This window comes from Fortiea sp. LEGE XX443 (assembly GCF_015206815.1).
GTDB lineage: Bacteria > Cyanobacteriota > Cyanobacteriia > Cyanobacteriales > Nostocaceae > Nostoc_B.
Genome location: NZ_JADEXZ010000085.1, coordinates 1 through 23,668, shown reverse-complemented (window position 1 = coordinate 23,668; position 23,668 = coordinate 1). Strand labels below are relative to the sequence as shown.

Sequence of the window (23,668 nt, the reverse complement as noted above, 5' to 3'; positions counted from 1 at the left end):
ACAACAGCCGTTCCTTGCACTTCTTCCTGGCTGCATGGCCTGTAATCGGTATCTGGTTTACCGCTTTGGGTATCAGCACAATGGCGTTCAACTTGAACGGTTTCAACTTCAACCAATCAGTGATTGACTCTCAAGGTCGGGTCATCAACACCTGGGCTGATATCATCAACCGCGCTAACCTGGGTATGGAAGTTATGCACGAGCGTAATGCTCACAACTTCCCCTTAGATTTAGCTGCTAGTGATGTTGCTCCTGTTGCACTTACTGCTCCTGCTATCAACGGTTAATTTTCAAACTTAGCTAAATAAAAAGCGTCCTCTGTTACCAGAGGACGCTTTTTAAATTGGCGCTCAAAGGTTAAATGATATTAATTGGACTTGGGGTTCCATTGCATTAACAATTTATGTGGAGTGTTTTGTTCGGAAATTTCAAACCCACATCGTTTGTACAACGAAATAGCAGGGTTATTTAGCAAAACTTGTAAAGCTTTGTAGCTTGTTGCTTACAATATTGAATCAAATTACCTCCTAGTCCCTGTCTCTGCATTTCTGGTACAATTGCAAGCCAACTTAGATGCAGTTGTTCGCCCCAATCAGAAAGTGTGATCACACCTACCGCAACACCATGCACAAGGACTAATTTGCCTGTTAATGACTCTCGTGCATAGCTACGTTGTATATCTTCATCCCAACCATAGGATTGACCAATCATATCCTTCATGATTACTACGCGTAGTGACCAAATGAAATCCCAGTCGTCTTTATTTGCTTCTCTAAGTTCTGGAGTTTAGACTAAGCAGCAAAAAGTAGCCCAGGAAGGCTGAGTTGAAAACAAGTAGGCTTGAAGCAGAAAAATTGACAATCTTAAGCAGATTCTGGTTGTAGCTTGCGTGGCTTAGTTGTAGTTTTTCTAACGACAGGATAGCGAATTCTACGTTGTCGCAGTTGTCCGGGCTTCCAGCCTGGGGACAATCCTTTGAGGTTTGGGCGGACGGGCAGGCGTACCAACAGCTGCTAAAATGCGCTCCATCGACTGGGCAACCCGTCCTGGAGTCAAATTGTCTAAAAACTTTTGCCAGGGCAAAGGATTATCTGCAACGATATCACGCGCTAACCATAATTCCCAAGTCATAATGGGCATTAAATCACTCCAACGCTCACATTGCTTAGGAGTACTGAGTTTGGGGAGAGTCCAGTGTAGACGTTGCTTCAAAAAGCGATACCAGTGGTCAACAGTAAAACGCCGCAAGTAGAGTTGCCAAACTTCTTCTAAGGGCGGCATTTGTTCTCCCAGCCAAGCCAACCACAAAGGTTTTGACACCCGCAAGTTACCAAGCTCATCAAGACGCTCAACCCGAATTAAGGACATCGGACGTGTAGCGGCTTTCCGAAAATGAAAATTTGACCACAAGCTCACCTTGATGCGTCCTAGTTTGGCATGGTTTACTTCTATACTTTGAGTGGCTTCAGTCCAGGTCGAAGTATCATTTAACTTAAATTTATCACCATGCTTTCTCGGTCGCCCCTTACCAGAATATGGTGGTGGTGCGCTCCACAAACATAAGTTTGAACGCAAACGGACGAGAATGTCTGCTTTGATATCGGCTGTTTTCAAAACGAAAGGGGCGCAGCCATACTCACTATCCCAAACCGAAATTGGTCTGGTGGGTAAATTCTCACATACCTGTTGTAGTTGCCACACTGCTTTCTGTATCGGGCTTTCCCAACTAGTAATTCTCTCATGTCTCAGGGGTAATGCCCAACTACCCTTTTCTTCTGGTATCCAAGCAATGGTGCTATAGCCCTGACCAATAGTGATTGGTTTGTCTCCTCCCATTGAGACACTGCTGTGTTCAATTGTCCTTTCCTGTAGTGTTACCGCATCTGGTCTTGACCAAGCTGTATGGTCGCCTGCTAACAATGGGCGACTCTGTGAAGGCATTTGTTTGATGTATAACTGCATCAATTTCTGCCGCTGTGGTCTGCTATCTTGTAATGCTTCGTAGATGCTTGGCCACTTACGTCTAAATGCTGATGATAACGATAAATCTGCCAAACTGTAAGCGTTTCGCGTCAGCAATATTGCATCCATCAGTTCAAAAGTTGCATCATGCGCTCTACCTAAATAGTTATATGCTGCTTGACGAAATTCCTCTAATTTGGCACGGTTCATATTGGCAGATGAGAATTGGTGGTTCTTTTCTCAGATTCTGCTAATAGGGGGCCTGTGTTCAAGCACACCCCTTATTTTTTCGTTAACGCTGCGGCTATTTAGTCTAAACTCCAGTAAGTTGAAACTCCATTTAAATCAAGACGAATGCACGAAACAAAATTTATTTTATCAATTAGCAACGCTAAAAATTTTAAACTACAGATGCTTCACTACTAAACCTTTGAATTCCTGGTATTTCTAATACTAAATCAGCACCGTAAACAGTAGCTGGCGTTTGGAAACCTGGCTTCACTTCACCTTTGAGAATGCGTTTAATAACTGCCACAGCACTTAAAGCAGTAAAATCGTAGGCTTCCGGGCCAATAAGTTTTGCTGTAATTTGACGATTTGATTCATCTTTAACAATACCAATTACACCAACTTTACCTTTAGTGCGTTCTTCTGCACTAGGGCCAGGCGGTAGTTTTTTAATTAAATTAGCTAATGTATTTTGGAAAGGTGATGAACTAAACAACCATCCTAAATATTGACTACTGGACATCAAAAAACTCACAGGACTGGGAAACACAGTATAAGTTTCAATATTAGGAATATTAGTACTGTGGAATGCAGTAACTAAATCAGCACGCCAAGGGTTAGTTACTGCTGTTACTATACCAGCACCAAAATTAACTTTGTGTTTTTTCTCGGCTGGACGGGATGGAATCAATTTGTTTGCTTTTCTCACTACGCCCATTTCATGTAAACTAGGTAAAACAGTATTGGCAGTACCTTGAGATACACCGCCTTCGGTTTCATAGATTAATTTGAGTGTGTTAGCAGTTGGTAACTGAGATTTGAGGTAAGCCGCAATACAATCAGTAGGTACAATACCAAACCCCACCCCAGGAAGCAGCATAATTCCGGCGTTTTTCGCTTCCATATCTCGTGCTTCTAACGCTTGGAATTCTGGAACTTCTCCAGCGATATCTAAATAATGGGTGTGAGTTTGTAAGCAGACATCGACAAGTGACTTGGCAGTTTTAGCAAAAGGCCCGGCACAATTAAGGACAACTGTAACATCTTGCAAAGAGTGTGCGATCGCCTGAGAATCATCCAAACTAAAAACGCGAAAGTCAAAGCCTAACTTTTTCGCTTCTGACATTAAAGCACTTTGATTTCGCCCCGCCAAAATTAACTCTACACCCTGATTTTTTGCAGTTTCAGCTATCAGTTTTCCTGCATAGCCTGTTGCGCCATATAATAATACTTTTGCTGTCATAGTTTATTACCAAATTTAATATTTGTAGTTAAGTTAATCCAAAAACTCTGTGTGAAAGTCATTTTTTTTAACGAACCACAAAGGGCGCAAAGAGCGCAAAGAGAAGAAAGAAAAATTCCCCCCCTTAAAAAGGGGGGTTAGAGGGGATCTCACTTGACTTAATTATTAACAATCTGCTGCCACAATTTAACTTCTGGTGGTTCTGTTAAAAACTCTTCCGCTTTAGCCCCAAGCGCCCGAATATAAGGTTGTTGCATGTGCAAATCTAAAATTGCTTGACTTGCCCAATTTTCATGCAGTAAAAATGAAGATGGGTCTTCTATAGATTGATGTAAATCATAATTAATACAGCCATCTTCAGCACGAGTTAAAGCAATAACATGCTCAAATTCTTGTTTAAATATATCTTCTAAACCTGGTTTGACTTTTAAACGCGCGGTGACTGTAACTTGTTGTCTTGACATTTGAATTCTCCTATGTAGATAGATACAAGATGAATAAAGTCAAAAATCAAAAGTAAAAAGGTAAAAGTAATTTTTCCTTTTGCCTTTTTACTTTTTACTTTTTTAAGTATTGATACTGTTAATCACTTGAGAAGGCTTGAGATAGTTGTAAGGTATGGGACGAGTTTGATTTCTAATCTCAATTTTTCGTTCTATATCATGCAAATTTTGTTGGAACTGCACTACCAATTCCTGTGCCAAAGGGTCAGCAAATTCTTCATCATAATGACCCAATTTATCATAATGGTACGATGTCAAAATATGCGTCCACATTACTTGATCAGCAGCTTGCTTAAAAGGGGGCAATATTTTCATGAATGTTTGCATATCCACGCCCTTACTTTCGGGAGTTGGCTGATAAGCTGAGTATGGCATATTAGGAATAAATGCCATGTATTCGTATTGCGAGAAATTCAAAGCTGAGTGGAAAGGCGCACAGGTGAAAACTACAACCGTAATAATTTGAATTAATTGGTCAATAGTTTCAATTTTCTCTGGCATTCCTTTCACGCGTCCACCATCTTGGGCAACTAACTCTCTTGCCCAATTTTGCAATTCATAATCTTCACTCAAATCTTGGGAAGTTTTGTAATAAAGATGTAAATAATCTGTGACAAATTTTTCGATTGCATCCCATACCAACATACCATCATCTCGGAAAGGAAAATGCGGTAAGATGTCTGGGTCATCCATATTTTGACTTTTCATTAATGTCGGGAAAACAAACTTCTCCACACTCCATTCTTGGTACGTTTTAACAACAAAAGTCAAAGACTCTTCCAAAGTACCCGCCATAAATTCATCAACCGGCCCACCTGGTTGTAAAAAGTGAGTTCGCCCCAAATCGTTATCAAATAACATGAAGCGGAAGTGCGGTTTTAATAATAAAGCAATAGGATGATTTGCTGCTAATTGACGGGCTGCGGCAATACAAAAAGGAGCCATGACCGCATGAGTATATGCAAAATGGCTCCCTAATTCTTGATGATTACCGTCAGCAATTTGTACACAAGTTTTAGCTAAAAGCCAATCAAGATATGGATCATCTGGAGTGTAAATTAAGCTATTTGTACCAGCATCATTATTAAGTTGAATAGCCACAGGTCGCAGAGAACCGCCACTTGGAATGCCATTACTGTGCCAATAAAATAAAGCCCGTGGTTTAGGTAAGTACTTTTTACCATTCTGATAAGTACCACCTTGAATATCAAACAGTAAAGGATAGTCTAGTAAATAAAGTTTGCCTTCTTTTAGTGCTGCTTCTAAATTAGATTCTGCGCCTACGGCTTTTTGGAAATGAGCGTTAGTTACACTAAAGTTATGTGGTAAAGTGTCAATTCGGCGAATAGCTAAGGGGTTTGCGCCTGATAATCTTTGCTCGGCAAAACATGAATCTGTTTTGTAGTTTTTAATGACATCTGGCTTGGGTAACAGTTTCAAAAGTTCTTCATATTCGTCTAATTCATCTAAGGGATCTAAAAAATTTCTGGCTTTAGCTGCCAGCATATTTGGTGCTAAATTTGCCATACTTGCTAGGCGTTTAGCAGTATATTCGGCTGAGAAAAGTTCTTGATGTGGTACTTTATCGATGACGGGAATGGGAGCTAAATAATTGTGGTTAAATTTATAGTCTGCTTGATTTTTTACTAGCTCATCTTTGCGAGTATTTGGATTAGGATCTACTTGGGGTAAATATGGTTTCATGATGCTTTTTGGTTAGGGAATAGTGATTGTAATTCGTAATTACTCAGCAACACAGTTTTGGTGATGTTGGGTTCCGTTCCTCCATCCAACCTACTAATACCAATTTCCTTTAAATGTGAAACATATCTTCTTGTAGAAACGCGATATATCGCGTCTCTACACGGTTTGTATTTGTATCAGATTTTTTGTGAAATGGTATAAGTTCCTCCACTCAACCTACTCACTGATTTAGTAAATTACGAATTACGCATTATTTTTTACACTTGCATGGGGCGAAAAACTGCATCAGACGTGGGACTTTCTTGTTTAACAGCATTAATGATTTCTTGAACTACTTTGTCGTTGCGCCAGTAGCTACCATGTGCGTCGCCACCAGACAGCAAGGGTAAAAGTGTCTGTGCAGTTAAGCTTTCTAACCATCCTGTGTTTTGGGTGAGGATATCTCGAATATCTAAATATTTGGTGTCGCCATCGACTAAATCTGTCATGAGTTCTTTGAGTGGGTAGGCGATGGGATCACCGGGATGAAGGTAATTGCGCCAAGGTAATTTTTTACCTTTGCGTACTAATTGCAGACATTCTAATAATGTTTGCAGGTTGGGTGTAATGTCGTGGCTACTGGGTGAATCGGTGGTATCTTTACCTGGCTTGACGTTAGTCAGATTAAATATAGCAACAGGTGAACCAAGGGTGTGAATACTTGCAATGGGAATTCCCTGAGTGCGATCGCCATTTTTCCCTTCTACACCAAAAATGCCATCGCGGATAGCCATGACATCTTTGTGGCCTGGTGCTTCGGGGTTATCCCAACGACTCGCAAACAAGATGTCAAATAAAATCACGGTTCCCCAACTGTGGGTAACAAGGTGCAAACGATCAGCCGATGTGGCTTTATGCAATTGGTTAGCGATGGCTTGTTCTTTAAGTCTGCTAACAACTTTTGCACCAACATGACGGCTAATATATAGTGCTGCATCTCCAGCAAATTGAATAATTTGTTCTTCCCGAAATTCGCGGAACCACATATCATCCCAGCAGGATGAACGTCTAAGTTGTCCCATTAGATTATTTTCTGCTGCTTTGTTGACATCACCCCAAAACAAAGCGATTTTTTTGAGATTGCGTTGGCGATCGCCTACACTTCTGTCTAGGCGCTTAAATATTTCATCGGCGTAGTTTGGGTTGCGGGTATTCACACCATGAATAAACAAAACGTAATCAGTAGCCATTACAACACCCCTTTTCGGCAAGTTTTATAGAAACGACGATACTGCTGGGATTGGGGAAAACCTGATGGCAAACTTACAGAGTTTTTAAGTACTCAATCAGTGCTTTTTTATCATTATTAGACAAATCAGTGCCATAAAGATGTCCCTGATTGGAATTAGCAGCCACAGTCGTATCGTATTTAAAACCTACACGTTCAGCTTCCTTACCTTCGGAAACAAAGCCAACTCTTAGCGAATCGTAAACATCGTAACCCCGATAGAAGGTTTTTGGACGATTTTCGGGTTTTTCTAACAAATCTTCCAAAGATGGCACTGAACCATTATGCAAATATGGCGCTCTAATCCACAACCCATCAAGGGATACAGATACATAGCCATTGGTTTTGCGTAACTGGCTGAAGTCCCAAGGATAACCATCACCAAAATGATTGTATGTGTCTGCGGCTTGTTGCGTCCACATATCCAGACGATGGCGATCGGTTCCGACTTCTTCTACAGGGATGACTGTACCTGTTCTTTCGCCACCAAAAGCATGACAAGATGCACAAGTGTTAGCAAAAACTTGATTACCTTTTGAGGCTAATTGTTCATCAATTGCAAAGGGATATTTAGGCGGTGCAAGTTCAGTAATATAGTCTTCTACTCGTTGCAAATCAGCAACAGGTAAAGAGTCTTTAGTTGCACCATCTCCGATTGCACCTGTTTGCACAGTTTCTTTCAGAGATGTTTCCAATCCATCCCAATGCAATGCAGATCCTTTGTGTAGTTTCTGATTCCAAATCGGCATCATATCGGAATTACCGATAGTGTCATCTTTGGGCAGCTTTAAGGTATTAAACTTGACCGGATTAAACGGATCAATTCTACCCGGCCCCCAGTTAGGACGAGAATTCATCCACTCAAAGTCTGTGTTTTGTTGCAGCAGGGCTTTTTTAGTTTGGGGAATAATTAGAAAGCGATAAAGTAAGTTTTCTACCCAAGAAAAATCATGGTTATATTTGATTTCATCGAGGATATAGTCAGCATTAAATCTCGGATCACTAGCAGCAGCACCCAGAAAGCGAATATATCCTTGCAAATCAAATTTGTTAGAAGGCCCGGCAGGAAAAATGTAAGGTTTTTCTACAGGACTAGTTCTATAGGTAGCCGTGTGACATACCGCACAAGTTATGCCCACCCGTGGAAAACCAATAGTTTTTTTAGTAAAACCGACTGGTGTTTCTTTGCCTTCTTCCCAAGTAATTCCTAACGAAGTATAGCCACCTGCACCAGGTAATTTATCAGGAAAGATGCGGGGTAATACTAACCAAATCCAATAAGGTACACCTTGAGATGGTTCTGTACCAATAGAACCATATTTAAAATGTTCTTCTGGGGATTCATAAGTCAGAGGAACATCCCGAAATAAATGATACCATGCAGTGTACCCACCTACCCCAACTAACAGCACAAAAACTAAAGCAATGCTGGCGAGAACTCTGCCTAATTTCTCTTTGAATATTTTCATAAAATTACATTGCCTCTTAGTAGAAATTAGGAGAATTGTTTGGTTGGTTCTTTGGCGATCGCATCAGCATTTTCACTCCGCAAAGCTAAAGTTAATAAAATCGCTTCTACAACCCCAAAAAATAAATCTACAAAGGCGATCGATAAAAAGCCTTTATCTTGCCCAAAAAACAACACAGCACAAATAAAAAAGGTTGATCCAAAAGCTCTCGATGGAAATATTGATATCCACGCAGTCGCCTGATATCTATAAAGATCAATTGCGCCAGGAATGTAAAAAGCACTAATAATAAACAACAACATTCCCGCAGTTCTTACCCAGATAATTGGGTCAGGTTGCTGCATTCTCAAAAACCACAACATTACCTCCGGAAAAAAACACGAAGGAATAACAAAACATAGATTCACAATAATGCCCAGCCAAGTTATACGGCTAAACCATTTTGCGTAAGTATTCATTTTTTCTCCTAATTTAACCTGTAAGAATTCTTCTTCTCTTTGCGCTCTTTGCGGTTCGTAAAAAAAGACTAATTAATCTTACAACAAGACAAAAATAACCTATTCTGAATTCTCACATCACAACTGCTTCATATACTCCACCAAAGCATCTTTATCTGCTGGCGAGAGTTCAGTTCCATATACATGACCACTATTGCTATTTCCTGGTTTTGTCGTCTCAAATTTAAAATAATTTCTACCATTTTCCTCAGCAACAGTAGAAACAAAACCAACTTTTTCGCGGTCAATTACATCGTAACCACGATAAAATTCTTTTGGTCTATCCTCTGGCTTATCTAGCAAATCTCGTAATGTTGGAACTGAACCATTATGCAAATAAGGAGCGCGTAACCAAACACCATCTAATGGCATATTAGCGTAGCCATTTGTTTTCCGGAAATTATTAAAACGCCAAGGATAACCAGCATACAAAGTATTTTGGTTAGATAGGGTTTGGTAGGTAAAAGAATTCAACCGATAAGGGTCTGTTTTAATTTCTTGAATCGGCACAACTTTACCTGTATATTTTCCGCCAAAGGCATGGCAACTAGCGCAATTATTGTCAAATAACTTTTCTCCGGCAGCTGCTAAAGTTTGATCAACTTCGTAAGGATATTTTGGCGCTGGTAATGTCCATAACCAATCAGCTACTCGTTGAATTCTATCTAAATCAATTGTTGTTGGTGTAACTCCTGCGCCCAAAGCTGCACTTTTGTTACGTTCATCAACAGATTTGTTATTCCCGTCCCAATGTAACTGCAATCCTTCTCGCGGTGCTTGATTCCAAACTGAAGGGAAATCGGATGTACCAATTAGTTCATCTTCCCGCAATTTATTCATCGGAAAATGAAACTGAATTGATTTATAAGGGTTGAAAGTATCTACTCTTCCTGGCCCCCAATCTGGTTGATCGTATATGAAAGAAAGTCGGCTTCTTTGATTAATTAGTGCGTCTCTGGTTTGAGGAATCGCAATAAAGCGATAAATTAATTTTTCAATTGGGTTAAGACCACCACTAATTTTTTCAATTTCCGGCAGCATTCTGTTAGCAGTAAAGCGCGGATCTACAGCAACTTCTGATAAGAATTTGATGTATCCTTGTAAGTTTACTACGTTAGCGGGCATCGCTGTAATTACTTGGCGATCGCTTTCTTTTTTATCGCGCAGCGTACCTGTATGACACACAGCACAATTCAATCCCACACGGTCAATAAAAACTCTCCGATTGGAAAAGCCAACAGGTAAATCTTTTCCTGGTTCTTGAATAAATCCCAAAGAAGTGTAACCTTTATCTGGTAATTTATCAGGAAATAATTCTGGCAGAACTTTCCATATCCAATATGGAACACCATTTACTTCTTCACTACCAATAGAACCGTATTTAAAATGGTCTTCGATATCAGCATAATCAACTGGGGAGTTAGATAAAGCAGGCCAAACCAGAAATATAATTACTGCAACTACTCCCACAATTGCAACTAAAATCCACTTGAATACCTGTTTGGTTCCCTTAACAACACTAGGAACTAATGTAGGGTTTATTTGAGTTTGAGTCATTACAAAGTTATTCCCTGGTTAATGGTCAAGAGTCAATGATCAATAGTCATTTGTCATTCGTATTTACAAAGGACAAATGACAAATGACCAATGACAATTTAGACATGCAATGCTGGAACTGCTACGTTATGCTTTGCCGACTCGTCTCCTTCGTAGACTGACATAACTTCTGCCATCATTGCTTCATAGTCGTTATCAAAGCGACTTAACTCATAACAACCTAATGGATTCTCAATCACATTTAGTAGACATTTGTTGCAGTAAGTACAGGGTTTGTCTGGTAAATCTTTACCTTGTTGCAATTGTTTTGGTAAATCGTTATTCGCAATCAATTGTCGAGCAATTGTTACGCCATCACAATAACCCTCATCAATGGCTTTGCGAATAAATGAACCTTGTTGAAAACCACCAGTACACAAAACTGGAATATTCACAGCTTGTTTAATTGCACGGGATGATAGTAAATTTCTGCCTTGGTTTTCTGCTAACAGTTTTCTCATTTCCGCATCGGCAACATAATCACCACTAAATGCTGGCGCTGGTAGTTGTTTTTTAACTCGATTCCACAAAAATTTAAAAATTGGATGCAATAATTTATAACGGAAGAGAATGTAGTTCCGTGTGGTATAGATACCACTAGAAAGCATTGTGTCATAGGTTTTTGTAATGACATCAAAATTGAAGTCACCAATGGGGTTAAGAGGATGGGGAAACAAACTTCCCACAGATACATGAACTGCATCTGCACCTGCTTCTTCAGCCCATTTACAAATTTGTACAGATTCTTCTAAGGTATTTCCTGGTTTCTCCCAAGGAATAACAGCATCGTTGTAATCTATAGCACTAATCTTAAATTGTAAATGGAAGTCTTCACCAACTTCTTTACGAATTGCCCGAATCACATCTAGTAAAAACCGCGCCCGATTTTCTAGGGAACCACCATATTCATCTTGGCGATCGTTAATTCCTGAGCTAAGAAACTGATTAAATAAATAACCGTTACCACTATGTAATTCTATACCATCTAAACCAGCTTCTCTGACTCTTCTTGCACCATCGGCAAATTGTTGGATGGTTTCTTTTATTTCTGCTAAAGTCATGGCTTGGCAGCGCAAGCCGTGGAAAGATTCAGTATTACTGGTAGAACTTAACGCTTTTAAACCATCGTTTTCAACACCAGCAATGTCTTGTTGTCGTCCAGAATGGCTGAGTTGCAAAATCAATTTACAATCATATTCATGGACTTTTTCGCCTACTTTGCGCCAAAAAGGAATGCGTTCATCGCAATGAATAGTGGCGTAGTTGGGCATAATTCGACCGCGAATTGCCACAGGTACAAAAGAAGTAATAATTGCGCCAACACCACCACGAGCAAATTTTTCTTCCCAGTTAATTCTAGCTTGAGTACCTGAACCGTCATAGTTATCCCACCGCCCGGATATACTGGAGCGAAAAATCCGGTTTTTGACAGTGAGATTCCGAAATTGCAATGGCTTAAAGATACTATTGTTCTCCATACTCTCCTCCCGATTTGCAATCGAATCAAGTATTAAAATTGTTAATCAATAAGCAAAAATCGCCCAGAAAACTACCATCAGCAGAAGCTCTGGGTGGCTGATTTTTCTTACATACAAGTTCAAGATTTTGATTTTCGGATGTGAAGCAAAAGATTAAGTTTTTGTTACTTAAACTGTTACCCAAATATTAAACTGAAGGCTTACACGACAAGCTGTTGAGCCATTAAATCAGAATTTTTTATAATTGAGTGAGACTCACATCTTTAATGATCAAATCTTAAGCAACCCTTTTTTGCCACCAAGGTTAACGCAACATTAATACACTCTCCTACAAACAATTTGTTACAAAATTAACCCAGTGTGAAATGTCGGTTACAACATAACAAAGGAAATTTGAAACGCCAGGAGAACTTTACAATTTTTTAAAATCATTAGTTAAAAAGAATCCAATTTTTTTAGTGACGTTTGCCAAACTTGTGTAGTAACTTCGTATATGACCGTGCCTTGGGAAGGTGCAATATTTATTCACCATAAATATCTGAAGAATTAAATCAGAAAAATGGTGAGTTAATCTATGAAGCCTTGCGATTAACATGCACCTGATCGGGTTGGGGTGTCACTCATTGAGACTTTTATGAAAAAAATACATGTAATTTGGAAGGGCTGTTTAGTGCTGCTGGCCGCGATCGCCATTTCATGTTGTGGCTGGTACAATACACCCACATCTTTAGCTAATGAGTACAACGATGCGGCCTATGCTGACAACTGCGATGGTATCGGATATCTCCCACCCTATACCCATGAACAGTTAACTGATGCCGAAAAAAGAGGTCGTTGTACTTGGTACTTATGGACTGGTGGTAATGACAAGTACTATCGGGAAATAGCCAAGCGTACCCACGGCGGTGTTGACTTACTCAAATTGGTTAACTCCCAGCTGCATGACAAACGCTTCCAGCTTTTTGGTGCAATCAATGACCCTGGATGCGAAAAAGCCACAGCACCAGATGAATATGGGTTGTGGTTGGATAAATGTAAAGACCCGCTTTCGACTGGTGTGATTGGATTGCGTAAATTCAAAAACCCCAATTTTGAGCCAGCAAAATGGGACGCTGAAAAATACGCCAATGATGTGTCAATTGAGCCGCCTTATTTAATTGGACAGTCTTGTGCTATTTGTCACGTTGCTTTAGACCCACTGAACCCACCCAAAGACAAAGAACATCCACAATGGGAAAACCTTGTCCCAGCGTTGGGTAATCAATACATCAAAGAAAGCGCATTATTTTCTGGATCGCTTAAAGACGATAATTTCATCAAGCAAGTCTTGATGGCACAGCGTCCTGGTACATCTGATACTTCGCGGATTGCCACCGATCACATTAATAATCCTAATGCGATCAATGCAATTTTTAATTTAGGCGATCGCCCCACATATCCAGAAGTGATGAACGACGGTTCCACCCAGGCTGTCAATCACATTCTCAAAGATGGTGCAGACTCTACAGGGGTTGCGATGGCTTCTCTGCGAGTCTACGTCAATATCGGTATGTGTGGTGACTACTGGCTGAGTCTTCACGAAGCCATGTTAGGCAGAACTCCACAACGTCCTTTTGATATCGCCAAAGCCAGAAAAGATTGCCCAGAGTGGGGTCAAACAGAAGCACGCATGGCAGATGCAGAAGCTTTCCTCAAAACTATCAAACCGATGTACCTCAAAGATGCACCTGGCGGCGAAGCTTTCTTAACCAAAGATGAGAAAGTTCTAGAACAGGGTAAGCTGGTTTTTGCTAATACCTGTGCTGGTTGTCACTCTAGTAAGAAACCATCTGCTGAAATTGCTGCTGACCCTGACCAAGCTAAAAAATGGTACGAAGAATCTGTACTAAGTAGCAATTTTCTCGACCACAACTTCTTATCTGATGACCAACGTTACCCAGTCACGCTGATTGGCACTAATATTTCCCGTGCTTTGGGAACAAATGCCATTAAAGGTCATATCTGGGATCAGTTCTCTTCTAAAACCTATAAAGAACTACCTTCTCCTGGTCAATTGACACTATACAATCCCTTTAATGAAGCCAAACCTATCGACTTCAGAATACCAGAAGGTGGCTTAGGATATTACCGCACTCCTTCACTGATTAGTATTTGGGCTACAGCACCTTTTCTTCATAACAACACCCTAGGCTTGTATAACGAAGATCCTTCTGTAGAAGGTCGCATAACAGCCTACAACGATGCTATGGAAAAACTGCTCTGGCCAGAAAAGCGTGAAGGGATTATCACGCGAACAGACCGCAAAACTAAATTAAATTTGCCTCCAGGAGATCCAAATCCGAGATTGAGAATTCCTGTACCTCAAGGTACACCTGTAAACTTGCTGGCAAACGTCAATATGAGAGAGGCAATTACTTCTCTCAATCTTGGTAATTTATTCCAAGATTTAAGACCAGAAGGCGGAATTAAAGGTAAGATTGCTCGCGTACTTTTAAGAGCAAATAAATCTCCTGACTTCGTTGAAGATAGAGGTCATACTTTTGGTTCTAATTTGTCTAATGATGACAAAAAAGCCCTCATCGAGTTTGTGAAGACTTTCTAAAAAAACTCGTCAGAATGCTTTGCATTTAACTATTCGTTCCCAAGTTGCTCTTGGGAACGATAAATATTTATAAAAACGTGAGTTCGACGGATTAAAAAACCCCTCTTCAAACCTCTCACGCCAGTTGCTACAACGGGGGGAAACCCCGCAATGCACTGGCTCCCCTACAAAGAGAGAGGCTTTAAAAGTCTAATTTTTCGTTGTATTTTCAGCCCCTCTCCGCGTCGGAGAGGGGTTGGGGAGAGGTTCATCGAACTCACGTTATAAAAGAGTCAATGATTATTGTTTTTTATCAATAGCAAATGACAACAACCAGGGAGAATATCAATGCAATCAAAAGAATATTTACCAATTATTTATGTTCGCGGCTATGCGGGTTCAGATAAAGATGTTGATGAAACTGTGAATGATCCTTTTTATGGATTTAATAGTGGTTCAACTCATATTCGTGTGGGAGAAAAAGGCACTCCAGAAAAGTTTTTTTTCGAGAGTCCATTGTTGCGATTAATGGCTGACCACGGTTATCGACCTGTGTTTGATAATAAGCAATTGAGCAGTGAAAGTAAAACTATCTGGATTTATCGATTTTATGATATTACTTCACCGAGTTTTGGTTCCGATAATCCTATCCGACAAGAGATGGAGGAAATAGCTGAGGGTTTAAGAGATTTAATTAATAGAATTAAACAGCAAACTGGTGCGCCAAAAATTTATCTAATTGCTCATTCAATGGGTGGTCTTGTCTGTCGTAGTTTGATGCAAAAAATTTATCCAGACCACGCTGAAAAAGCGGAAGATCATATTGATAAATTATTTACCTATGGTACACCGCATGGGGGTATTCATTTTCAAGTTGGTGGTGAATTAATTGAAGGTATTAGAGATACAGTGAGATGGAATAATTCTGATGATTTTGGCGCTCAAAGAATGTATGAATACTTTACGCCAAAACTACAAGAAGCACGAACTTTTAATGCAAAAACTTTTGATTCCCAAAGTCTGGGAAATGCGTTTTCACCAGACCGCGTTTTTTGTATTATTGGTACCAATGCTCGTGATTATGAAAATGCTGGTGGCCTTGCACAAAAGGCTGTAGGACAACAAAGTGATGGGTTAGTTCAGATAGATAAAGCTTATGTAAGAGGAGCGCATCGGGCTTATATCCATCGGACTCATGGTGGACGTTATGGTATGGTAAATTCGGAAGAAGCCTATCAAAATCTGCAACGGTTTTTGTTCGGTGATATCAAGGTGAAGCTGTCTCTAAGTGATGTAGAATTGAGCGATCGCCACAATACTTTTTACCAAATGGAAGTCTGGGTATCTTTGCGTGGTCTTCCTACTCCCATACACGAACAAGCAATTGACCGTTATTGTCCCATCACGGTGGAATTAACTAGAGATAAACCTGTACCGTTATTTACAGCTTTCTTAATTCCACGCTATGCGGTTAATACGGATAATACTTGCAGATATGCAATTCGTTTGGCGCTGCATTCCTTCACAAAAAAAGAAAGAGACTGGTTGTTTGATAGCCATATCGACCAGCTACCTTTGTGGTCTGATTATTTAATTGTTGATGTTACGGCAGACAATTGTACATATAAAGCAAAATACGGTTGGAACTCTGAACAATTAGCGCCAAATATTGACTTAAATGTCGGTGATAATATTCTTTTACCGCAACGAGGTCGAGATGTTATTGGTACAAAAGCATCTGTGAAGTTGGAAATTTCACAATGGCAATAGTTGTTAAACGCAGAGTTACGCGGAGTTACGCTGAGTTATTAAAAGTATATTGGAGAGAAATTTATGCAAGGTAATCGCAAACAAACGGCTCTTATTACTGGTGCATCTGGTGGTATTGGTTATGAATTTGTCAAGTTATTTGCTCAAGACGGTTATAACTTGGTACTGGTCGCTCGAAGTGAGCAAAAACTCAATCAAATTGCTGATGAGTTAAAAAGAAAATTTGGTATTGAAGTTAAAGTTATAGCTCAAGATTTAGCTAATCCTGCTGCGCCAGAAGAAATTTTTTCTGAGTTACAACAAGCGTCTATCAAGATTGATGTGTTGATTAATAATGCTGGATTTGCTATTTATGGTTTGTTTCATGAAACAGATTTAACTGCGGAATTACAAATGCTGCAAGTTAATGTGATGTGTCTGACTCATTTAACAAAGTTGTTCCTTGAAGATATGCTGAAGCAAGGTTATGGCAAAATCTTGAACTTGGCTTCGACTGCGGCTTTTCAACCAGGCCCTTTAATGGCGGTTTATTACGCTAGTAAAGCTTATGTATTATCATTTTCAGAAGCGATCGCTAATGAATTAGAAGGTACTGGTGTGTCTGTAACTGCACTATGTCCAGGGCCTACAGAATCAGGTTTCCAAAAACGCGCCGCAATGGAAGACTCGAAACTTGTCAGTGGTCAAAAAATTATGGATGCAGAAACTGTAGCAAAAATTGGCTACGATGCTTTGTTTGATAACAAACCTGTGGTGGTTCCTGGCTTGAAAAATAAGCTACTCACAGAAACTGTCAGATTTACACCCAGAAGGCTTGTTACCAAGATTGTTAGAAGTATGCAGGAAAGCAAATAGTTAAGTAGAAAGGTGCAAATAAACCGAACTATGTAACGGAAAGTAAAGTAGCTTGAAAACCTCTTCCCTTCTGCCCTCTGCCTCCTGCCTTGTCATAACGACAATTTGTAACACCGACCTACTTATTGCGCTGTAACCCAATATTAGACCATGATGAAGTTTAACCCTCTAGGATTAAATTTATCATGTCTATTTTGCTCACATCACTCCGGCTACGTATATTAACTGTTGTCATATTCGTAACTTTGACTTGGAGTTTCATACTTCCCAGTGCTGCTTGGGCTTTTTCTTCTGGCTTGGGAGTTAACAATGGTCATCTTGCTACTTGTCCGACTTCAGATAACTGTGTTGTGAGTCAAGATGCTGATTCTAAACATGGGATTGACCCAATAAGCTATCATCTAGACCGCGATACAGCACGAGAAACCTTGCTCAAAGTTCTCAGCGTTGTTCCTCGTACAGAGGTTTTAGAACAAACAGATAATTACATCCACGCTATTTCTAAAAGTCGCATCTTTAAATTTGTTGATGATGTGGAGTTTTATTTTCCCAGCGATGAGTCTGTCATTCATCTGCGTTCAGCCTCTCGCGTGGGAGAGTCGGATCTTGGGGTCAACCGCAGACGTTTGGAGCAGATTCGTCTGGCTTTGCGTGATTTAAACATTTGATTGCTTCTGTTATTTCAATTGGCGAATGTGTAATTTCTCCCTCGCTGTAACCGAGGTCATACATACTAGCAGCTTGAGCATCTTGTTCTGGTGATACTTTGGGTTTTCCTGACCAAGCATCAGATTTTCCTAAGCTAAACCAATCTTCATCAGTCATCCCAGAATCGAATTTGTTCAGAGTGATTTTGTTCATCGATGCACTTGTGAATGGTTTCTATAGCTTGATGTTTGCACTACGGCTTGACCAAAATCCTGTACCCTGAGAAAGAACAAGTATAAAGTTGGGCGTTGCTGAATCAAGAGGTAAGACACAGCAAGCACTAGAGAAATATCAACTGTTCCGGTGTGGTAAGTTCTAATGTATCCCGGATATATTGCCCAAATCCAGCTTTATGCAAGCAAATTTGTTGACTAACGTGATTTTACCTTTGTCCTTAGCTATTATCATGCTGGGAATGGGTTTATCTTTGCAGCCAGAAGATTTTCAACGCGTAACTAAGTATCCAAAAGCAGTCTCAATTGGTTTAGTCAGCCAATTAATAGTTTTACCAATCATTGGCTTTTTTATTGCGAAAACTGTACCCATGCAACCTGCGATCGCAGTGGGATTAATTATCCTGGCATTATGTCCTGGAGGTGTATCATCAAATATGGTGACATATCTAGCCCGTGGCGATGTGGCGCTGTCAGTTACTCTCACAGTATTGAGTAGTATCATCACCATATTTACTATTCCTATATTTGCTAATCTGGCACTGCAACATTTTTTGGGACAAAGTGCCGCGATCGCACTACCGATTGGTTCGACAATGCTACAAATATTCCTGATTACAATGGTGCCAATTGGGTTAGGAATGTATATACGTCAGATGTTTACAGAGACGGCTTTGCGTTTAGAAAAAGTCACTAATCGTCTAGCGATCGCCTTACTTGCTATCATTATTTTGTTAATCTTGATTCGAGAATGGAATCGCCTCCCAGAATTTATTTTGCAAGTGGGTATAGGGGTGGTGATGTTAAATCTCATCTCAATTTTGGCAGGATTATTTCTGAGCAAACTATTTCAACTCAACGTTCCTCAGCAGATATGTATTGCTACAGAAGTTGGGTTTCAAAATGGCACACTAGCGATCGCTATTACGGCTGGACTCCTCAATAATCCAGATATGGCAATTCCTGGCGCTATTTATGGGTTATTTATGTATTTCACAGGCTTTGCTATCATTAGCTACGGCAGACAATTATCTGCTGCTAATTCCATTAGCTAATTAGTCGGTTACGAGACAATAATTTTAATCCCTAATATTCGCAATCCAGTTTTCTCCTATCAGGATTTACACGAATACTCAAACTACAGTATGTGGTGTTAGGCTGAGGTATTCAAATCTACATAAATATTAACTCTGTAAATCCTGTTACTATGTCTAAATTAATATCAGCGACTTTAATCGCCACCGCCTTGCTCTTGACTTCCAGCAATAACTCTAACATTTCTGTGGCTGGAACTTGTGCTTCTAAGTGTGGTCAGGCTCCAATTCAATTTACACCAGGACAACGTATCCGTGTGCAGATAGTCAACAGTACGCCGCGTGTGCTTAAACTACAAAAACCTTCGATTACTGAGCCGATTTCTTTAAGTCCTGGACAAAATTTAAATTTGGAGCAGATAGAAGGTACTGAGCCAAACACATCTTTAATATTTTGGGATGAAACGGGTAGGTCGATACAAGCTAATATTTCTAAACCCAATTTGGCTACTTTGCGGGTAGAACTGCGTCCGACTTGGCGTGTTCCTGGCGATCGCTCAGTGTATATTCAAGATGATGGTAGGATAAACGTGTTGTAAATCTACATTATGATTCTGGAAGCAGTAATGCTTAATGTCAAAACTGGCACAGAGCAAGATTTTAAAGACGCTTTCAAACAAGCCTCACCTCTCATTTCATCCATGAATGGCTACATATCCCATGAACTTCATAAATGTTTAGAAGTCAGCGGAAAATATTTATTGTTGGTGAAATGGGAAACTTTAGAGGCGCATACCATCGGGTTTAGAAGTTCGCCTCAATATCAGGAATGGAAACAACTCCTCCACCATTTTTACGAACCGTTTCCGATAGTTGAGCATTTTGAACCTATTTTATAAAGTAGGGTTTTGCTTGTATTAAAGGGTGTAACTTCAAGTAGTTACACCTTTTTGATTATGCGCGTTTTTATTTTGTATGGTGTGTTATGGCAATGTCATTATGGTTCAATATTGAATTGTACGCATCTTAATTTTAAATCCTATGACGGGAATGGAGCCTTGGGTAATCTCTGTTGTTAGTGGTGTAGCAGTGCCAATTTTTCAAATTCTTTGGGAAGGTGGCGGTAGAAGTTTAAGATTAGTTGGTAAAACCCTAGATGAAAAAACTAGGAAGATAATTTTTGCAGCATCAAAACAATATGAAAGGAACTACAAAGAACGCCACGGAATTCTCAAAGTGTTGGGAATGCGCGAACCTGTAGATTTGGAATCTGTCTATACAGCAGTGCAGTTTTTAAATGATGAAGCTATTCAAAGTTTTGAATCTATCGAGAACTTAGAAAAATTTTATCGAGAAGCTAAAAGCCGCAGATTTGAATCTAAAGATGCTCCTAAACAAGTAGGTATTAAAGTCGCTAATGAAAAGCAATATTTAATGGTACTTGGTGGCCCTGGTGCTGGCAAGTCTACATTTTTACGAAAGATGGGACTGGAAACACTAAAAGGCAGAAGAGGAGGATTTAAACACAACTGTATTCCTGTATTTATCGAATTGAAAAGATTTACATCTAGTGATATTGATATTGAAAAATTTATTACAGAAGAATTTAGTATTTGTGGATTTCCATCACCAGATAAATTTACAGCGAAAGCTTTAGAAGCTGGTAAACTGCTGATTTTATTAGATGGATTGGATGAAATACCAACTAAAAACTTAAGTGAAGCAATTAACCAAATTCAAAATTTTGTTGACAAGTACGATAGCAATCGCTTTATTGCTTCTTGTCGTACTGCTGCTCATCGTAACTGTTTCCGTCGCTTTAGCGATGTGATTATGGCAGACTTTGATGATGAGCAAATGCAGCAATTTATTTCTAATTGGTTTCAATCAGCAGCAGATAAACAAGCCAAGACAGGCGATAAATGTTGGGAATTATTACAAAAACCAGAAAACTCTGCCGCTAAAGAATTAGCACACACACCTTTATTGCTGACATTTCTGTGTTTAGTATATGATCGTTCCCAAAATTTTCCTGATAATCGCAGTGTACTTTATAGAAAAGCTTTGCGGATATTGTTAGAAGAATGGGCAGCAGAAAAGCGCATTTTGCGAGATGAAATATATCAAGGATTGCATACAGAATTAGAGGAAATATTATTATCAGAAATTGCACATACAGGTTTTGAGTCTGACAGGCTGTTCTTTTCTCAGCGTGATATTGTCGAGCAAATCAAATCTTTTCTGGCTGGTAATTTAAATGCACCACAAAATTTAAATGGTGAAGCAGTGTTGAATGCTATTGCTGTGCAGCAAGGAATTTTAGTAGAACGCGCTGAAGATATCTTTTCTTTTTCTCACCTGACACTGCAAGAATATTTAACAGCACAATATATTGCTGATAATGGCTTAGTTGAGCAATTAGTTACGTCACACCTGACAGATGAACGTTGGAAAGAAGTGTTTTTACTGGTTGCTGGTTTGATGCGTGGTAATGCTGGTGCAGATAATTTGCTGTTGTTGATGGAAAAGGAAATGCAGAAATATATTAACTCACCCAAGTTGCGAGATTTATTAAACTGGGCAGAACAAATGACGGCTGGCTCTCCAGGAGATTATAAACCAGTTGGTAAACGAGCAGTAGCAATTGCGATCGCCAACGCCATCGCTATCGCCAACGCCAACGCCAACGCCAACGCCAACACCATCGCCATCACCATCGCCATCGCCAACGCCATCGCCATCACCATCGCCAACGCCAACGCCATCACCATCGCCATCGCCATCGCCATCGCCAGAGCCTACGCCATCGCCATTGAGCAATCTATTAGCTACACTGGTAAACTTGAAAAGCTAAACATCTTCAATAACGTTAATTTCACGCTACTGGTTACGCAGCTGCAAGCACTGAAGCAACAAATTCCTGATGATAAACAGCCAAAACAAGTAAAAATTGCATTTGCTCAAAACTTGCGACAAACTTTACTTGATGCGTTCAACCTTACACAAGAAATGATTACTTTATCTGAGGAAGAACAAAAAGCATTAGAAAATTATCTTTACGCAAATAACCTCATCATCCAATGCAAAAAAGCAGCTGTGCGGGTGTCTCCTCAAACCTGGGAAGCAATTGAGGCGCGGATGTTGTTGTAATTCGTAATTCGTAATTCGTAATTCGTAATTAAGAGACTGGCGATCGCATTTAGTGTAATTTGAACATTGAAGATCCCCCTAAATCCCCCTTAAAAAGGGGGACTTCAAGAATTTCCCCCCCTTTTCAAGGGGGGTTAGGGGGGATCAAAGCACTGTTTTCCCACACATAGAGTCGCAGAAATAGATTTGGCGATCGCATTTGTTATAAATGGAGTCGCTGATATAGAAAATGCGATCGCATTTGTTATTTTTGTGATCGTTTTATTTATAAATGGAGTCGCTGATATAGAAAATGCGATCGCATTTGTTATTTTTGCGATCGTTTTATTTATACATGGAGTAGCAAAAGTAGATTTTGTGGATGCAAATGTTATTTTTACGGAAGCATTTGTTATTTTGGCTAATGCAAATGTTATTTTTACGGAGGCATTTGTTATTTCAGCGATGCTTGCGACGATGCTCTCCCTATGCTTTTGTGATATCAGAAGTCGCTAATATAGATTTTGCGATTACATTTGCTTTTATCGTGCTAGACCGAACTTTACCTGAAATTCCCCAAATTCGCAGGCGTTTACCGAATCAACGCTGGCAAATTTACCCACAAAATGTAGATTTAGCTCAACAATTGGCAGCTTTAACCAATTTATCACCACTAATTAGCCAGTTGTTGATTAATCGCGGGATTGAAACACCAGCGCAAGCAAAAGCATTTTTAGATCCAGAGTCGATAGTTTTACCTTCGCCGTTAGAAGAATTCCCAGATTTGGCAATGAGTGTGGAGTTGTTGCAAAATGCGATCGCCTCCCAAAGTAAAATCGCTATCTGTGGTGACTATGATGCTGATGGTATGACTAGCACTGCTTTACTTTTGCGGAGTCTCCGGGCTTTAGGCGCTCAGGTAGATTATGCTATCCCTAGTCGGATGCAGGAAGGATACGGGATTAACAAGCGCATCGTAGAGGAATTCCATAGTGAAGGTTTTAAACTAATTCTCACAGTAGATAATGGCATCTCTGCTTATGAACCGATCGCTAGAGCCAAAGAACTTGGATTAAAAGTAATTGTCACCGACCACCACGACATCCCGCAACAATTACCCCCGGCTGACGCTATTCTCAACCCCAAACTCATCGCCGAATCTTCACCTTATCGGGGTGTAGCTGGTGTTGGTGTTGCTTATATTTTGGCAGTATCTCTAGCACAACAGCTAGGAGAGATCAGAGGCTTAATTCAGCCAATGCTAGAATTATTTACTCTAGGAACGATCGCAGATTTAGCTCCTTTAACTGGTGTAAATCGCCGTTGGGTAAAACGCGGTTTGAAGCATTTACCCAAATCTAAGTTACCTGGTGTGCAAGCATTAATTCAAATAGCAGGCGTACAAAAAGAAGCAAGGGTGCAAGGAGGAAGCCTGAGTGCAAGTTCTTCCCCTTTTCCCCCAGCCCCCAGC

At 40.0% G+C, this 23,668-nt stretch carries 21 protein-coding genes and 1 pseudogene; 11 read left to right on the top strand and 11 right to left on the bottom strand.

Translation table 11 applies throughout. From position 1 onward, the window contains the following. Nucleotides 1–287 (top strand): annotated as a pseudogene (locus tag IQ259_RS23285) (photosystem II q(b) protein); the annotation flags it as partial. A gap of 181 nt (nt 288–468) precedes the next feature. Here the strand turns inward: IQ259_RS23285 and IQ259_RS23280 are convergent. The 10 genes from IQ259_RS23280 to IQ259_RS23235 all read right to left on the bottom strand — a co-directional run bounded on the left by IQ259_RS23280 (nt 469) and on the right by IQ259_RS23235 (nt 11,947). Next, nucleotides 469–720, bottom strand: coding sequence for a GNAT family N-acetyltransferase (locus IQ259_RS23280; RefSeq protein WP_193888397.1), 252 nt, complete (start codon nt 718–720; stop codon nt 469–471). A gap of 210 nt (nt 721–930) precedes the next feature. Continuing rightward, a complete protein-coding gene (locus IQ259_RS23275; RefSeq protein WP_228014721.1) occupies nt 931–2,172 on the bottom strand; it encodes an NF041680 family putative transposase in 1,242 nt (413 codons plus the stop codon). 190 nt (nt 2,173–2,362) lie between these two features. Next, nucleotides 2,363–3,433: a trans-acting enoyl reductase family protein gene (locus IQ259_RS23270; RefSeq protein ID WP_193888396.1), complete on the bottom strand. Its 1,071-nt coding sequence runs from the start codon at nt 3,431–3,433 to the stop codon at nt 2,363–2,365. 158 nt (nt 3,434–3,591) lie between these two features. Continuing rightward, the gene (locus IQ259_RS23265) at nt 3,592–3,897 is read right to left on the bottom strand and encodes a putative quinol monooxygenase (RefSeq protein WP_193888395.1); all 306 of its coding nucleotides are present in this window, start codon (nt 3,895–3,897) and stop codon (nt 3,592–3,594) included. A gap of 102 nt (nt 3,898–3,999) precedes the next feature. Then, nucleotides 4,000–5,640, bottom strand: a complete 1,641-nt coding sequence (locus IQ259_RS23260; RefSeq protein ID WP_193888394.1) for a lipoxygenase family protein — start codon at nt 5,638–5,640, stop codon at nt 4,000–4,002. 257 nt (nt 5,641–5,897) lie between these two features. Then, nucleotides 5,898–6,869: a hypothetical protein gene (locus tag IQ259_RS23255; RefSeq protein WP_193888393.1), complete on the bottom strand. Its 972-nt coding sequence runs from the start codon at nt 6,867–6,869 to the stop codon at nt 5,898–5,900. A 73-nt stretch (nt 6,870–6,942) separates the two neighbouring features. After that, nucleotides 6,943–8,376, bottom strand: coding sequence for a cytochrome c (locus IQ259_RS23250; RefSeq protein WP_193888392.1), 1,434 nt, complete (start codon nt 8,374–8,376; stop codon nt 6,943–6,945). Between the two features lie 26 nt (nt 8,377–8,402). Beyond that, nucleotides 8,403–8,834: a hypothetical protein gene (locus IQ259_RS23245; RefSeq protein ID WP_193888391.1), complete on the bottom strand. Its 432-nt coding sequence runs from the start codon at nt 8,832–8,834 to the stop codon at nt 8,403–8,405. Between the two features lie 117 nt (nt 8,835–8,951). Continuing rightward, a complete protein-coding gene (locus tag IQ259_RS23240; protein WP_193888390.1) occupies nt 8,952–10,430 on the bottom strand; it encodes a cytochrome c in 1,479 nt (492 codons plus the stop codon). Nucleotides 10,431–10,528: 98 nt separating this feature from the next. Beyond that, nucleotides 10,529–11,947 carry an NADH:flavin oxidoreductase gene (locus IQ259_RS23235; protein ID WP_193888389.1) on the bottom strand — a complete coding sequence of 473 codons (1,419 nt, stop codon included), beginning with the start codon at nt 11,945–11,947 and terminating at the stop codon, nt 10,529–10,531. A 634-nt stretch (nt 11,948–12,581) separates the two neighbouring features. Between IQ259_RS23235 and IQ259_RS23230 the strand changes: the two genes are divergently transcribed. The 4 genes from IQ259_RS23230 (at nt 12,582) to IQ259_RS23215 (ending at nt 17,821) form a co-directional block, all read left to right on the top strand. Further along, a complete protein-coding gene (locus tag IQ259_RS23230; RefSeq protein ID WP_193888388.1) occupies nt 12,582–14,549 on the top strand; it encodes a hypothetical protein in 1,968 nt (655 codons plus the stop codon). A gap of 327 nt (nt 14,550–14,876) precedes the next feature. Continuing rightward, the gene (locus IQ259_RS23225; RefSeq protein WP_193888387.1) at nt 14,877–16,298 is read left to right on the top strand and encodes a triacylglycerol lipase; all 1,422 of its coding nucleotides are present in this window, start codon (nt 14,877–14,879) and stop codon (nt 16,296–16,298) included. Between the two features lie 63 nt (nt 16,299–16,361). Next, a complete protein-coding gene (locus IQ259_RS23220) occupies nt 16,362–17,153 on the top strand; it encodes an SDR family oxidoreductase (protein WP_193888386.1) in 792 nt (263 codons plus the stop codon). 185 nt (nt 17,154–17,338) lie between these two features. Then, nucleotides 17,339–17,821 (top strand): DUF1499 domain-containing protein, encoded by a 483-nt coding sequence (locus IQ259_RS23215; protein WP_193888385.1) that lies wholly within the window; start codon nt 17,339–17,341, stop codon nt 17,819–17,821. Here IQ259_RS23215 and IQ259_RS23210 read toward each other — a convergent pair. Continuing rightward, entirely contained in the window at nt 17,766–18,014 is a 249-nt protein-coding gene (locus tag IQ259_RS23210; protein WP_193888384.1) for a hypothetical protein, read from the bottom strand. The genes IQ259_RS23215 and IQ259_RS23210 overlap by 56 nt on opposite strands. Nucleotides 18,015–18,213: 199 nt before the next feature. Between IQ259_RS23210 and IQ259_RS23205 the strand changes: the two genes are divergently transcribed. From IQ259_RS23205 to IQ259_RS23180, 6 genes are all read left to right on the top strand, one after another. Next, nucleotides 18,214–19,089 carry a bile acid:sodium symporter family protein gene (locus IQ259_RS23205; RefSeq protein WP_193888383.1) on the top strand — a complete coding sequence of 292 codons (876 nt, stop codon included), beginning with the start codon at nt 18,214–18,216 and terminating at the stop codon, nt 19,087–19,089. 152 nt (nt 19,090–19,241) lie between these two features. Then, on the top strand, nt 19,242–19,667 hold the full coding sequence (locus IQ259_RS23200; RefSeq protein ID WP_193888382.1) for a hypothetical protein: 426 nt from the start codon (nt 19,242–19,244) through the stop codon (nt 19,665–19,667). Between the two features lie 9 nt (nt 19,668–19,676). Further along, nucleotides 19,677–19,967, top strand: a complete 291-nt coding sequence (locus IQ259_RS23195) for an antibiotic biosynthesis monooxygenase (protein WP_193888381.1) — start codon at nt 19,677–19,679, stop codon at nt 19,965–19,967. A gap of 151 nt (nt 19,968–20,118) precedes the next feature. Next, entirely contained in the window at nt 20,119–22,218 is a 2,100-nt protein-coding gene (locus tag IQ259_RS23190) for an NACHT domain-containing NTPase (protein ID WP_228014720.1), read from the top strand. Between the two features lie 186 nt (nt 22,219–22,404). After that, nucleotides 22,405–22,713, top strand: coding sequence for a hypothetical protein (locus tag IQ259_RS23185; RefSeq protein WP_193888379.1), 309 nt, complete (start codon nt 22,405–22,407; stop codon nt 22,711–22,713). Between the two features lie 31 nt (nt 22,714–22,744). Then, the coding region (locus IQ259_RS23180) for a DHH family phosphoesterase (RefSeq protein WP_339383976.1) at nt 22,745–23,668 on the top strand (924 nt) is incomplete at its 3' end.

Bases quoted from the DNA above. Each gene is read 5' to 3' on its own strand.
- IQ259_RS23280 (WP_193888397.1), bottom strand. From the start codon at position 720: ATGAAGGATATGATTGGTCAATCCTATGGTTGGGATGAAGATATACAA.
- IQ259_RS23275 (WP_228014721.1), bottom strand. From the start codon at position 2,172: ATGAACCGTGCCAAATTAGAGGAATTTCGTCAAGCAGCATATAACTAT.
- IQ259_RS23270 (WP_193888396.1), bottom strand. From the start codon at position 3,433: ATGACAGCAAAAGTATTATTATATGGCGCAACAGGCTATGCAGGAAAA.
- IQ259_RS23265 (WP_193888395.1), bottom strand. From the start codon at position 3,897: ATGTCAAGACAACAAGTTACAGTCACCGCGCGTTTAAAAGTCAAACCA.
- IQ259_RS23260 (WP_193888394.1), bottom strand. From the start codon at position 5,640: ATGAAACCATATTTACCCCAAGTAGATCCTAATCCAAATACTCGCAAA.
- IQ259_RS23255 (WP_193888393.1), bottom strand. From the start codon at position 6,869: ATGGCTACTGATTACGTTTTGTTTATTCATGGTGTGAATACCCGCAAC.
- IQ259_RS23250 (WP_193888392.1), bottom strand. From the start codon at position 8,376: ATGAAAATATTCAAAGAGAAATTAGGCAGAGTTCTCGCCAGCATTGCT.
- IQ259_RS23245 (WP_193888391.1), bottom strand. From the start codon at position 8,834: ATGAATACTTACGCAAAATGGTTTAGCCGTATAACTTGGCTGGGCATT.
- IQ259_RS23240 (WP_193888390.1), bottom strand. From the start codon at position 10,430: ATGACTCAAACTCAAATAAACCCTACATTAGTTCCTAGTGTTGTTAAG.
- IQ259_RS23235 (WP_193888389.1), bottom strand. From the start codon at position 11,947: ATGGAGAACAATAGTATCTTTAAGCCATTGCAATTTCGGAATCTCACT.
- IQ259_RS23230 (WP_193888388.1), top strand. From the start codon at position 12,582: ATGAAAAAAATACATGTAATTTGGAAGGGCTGTTTAGTGCTGCTGGCC.
- IQ259_RS23225 (WP_193888387.1), top strand. From the start codon at position 14,877: ATGCAATCAAAAGAATATTTACCAATTATTTATGTTCGCGGCTATGCG.
- IQ259_RS23220 (WP_193888386.1), top strand. From the start codon at position 16,362: ATGCAAGGTAATCGCAAACAAACGGCTCTTATTACTGGTGCATCTGGT.
- IQ259_RS23215 (WP_193888385.1), top strand. From the start codon at position 17,339: ATGTCTATTTTGCTCACATCACTCCGGCTACGTATATTAACTGTTGTC.
- IQ259_RS23210 (WP_193888384.1), bottom strand. From the start codon at position 18,014: ATGAACAAAATCACTCTGAACAAATTCGATTCTGGGATGACTGATGAA.
- IQ259_RS23205 (WP_193888383.1), top strand. From the start codon at position 18,214: ATGCAAGCAAATTTGTTGACTAACGTGATTTTACCTTTGTCCTTAGCT.
- IQ259_RS23200 (WP_193888382.1), top strand. From the start codon at position 19,242: ATGTCTAAATTAATATCAGCGACTTTAATCGCCACCGCCTTGCTCTTG.
- IQ259_RS23195 (WP_193888381.1), top strand. From the start codon at position 19,677: ATGATTCTGGAAGCAGTAATGCTTAATGTCAAAACTGGCACAGAGCAA.
- IQ259_RS23190 (WP_228014720.1), top strand. From the start codon at position 20,119: ATGGAGCCTTGGGTAATCTCTGTTGTTAGTGGTGTAGCAGTGCCAATT.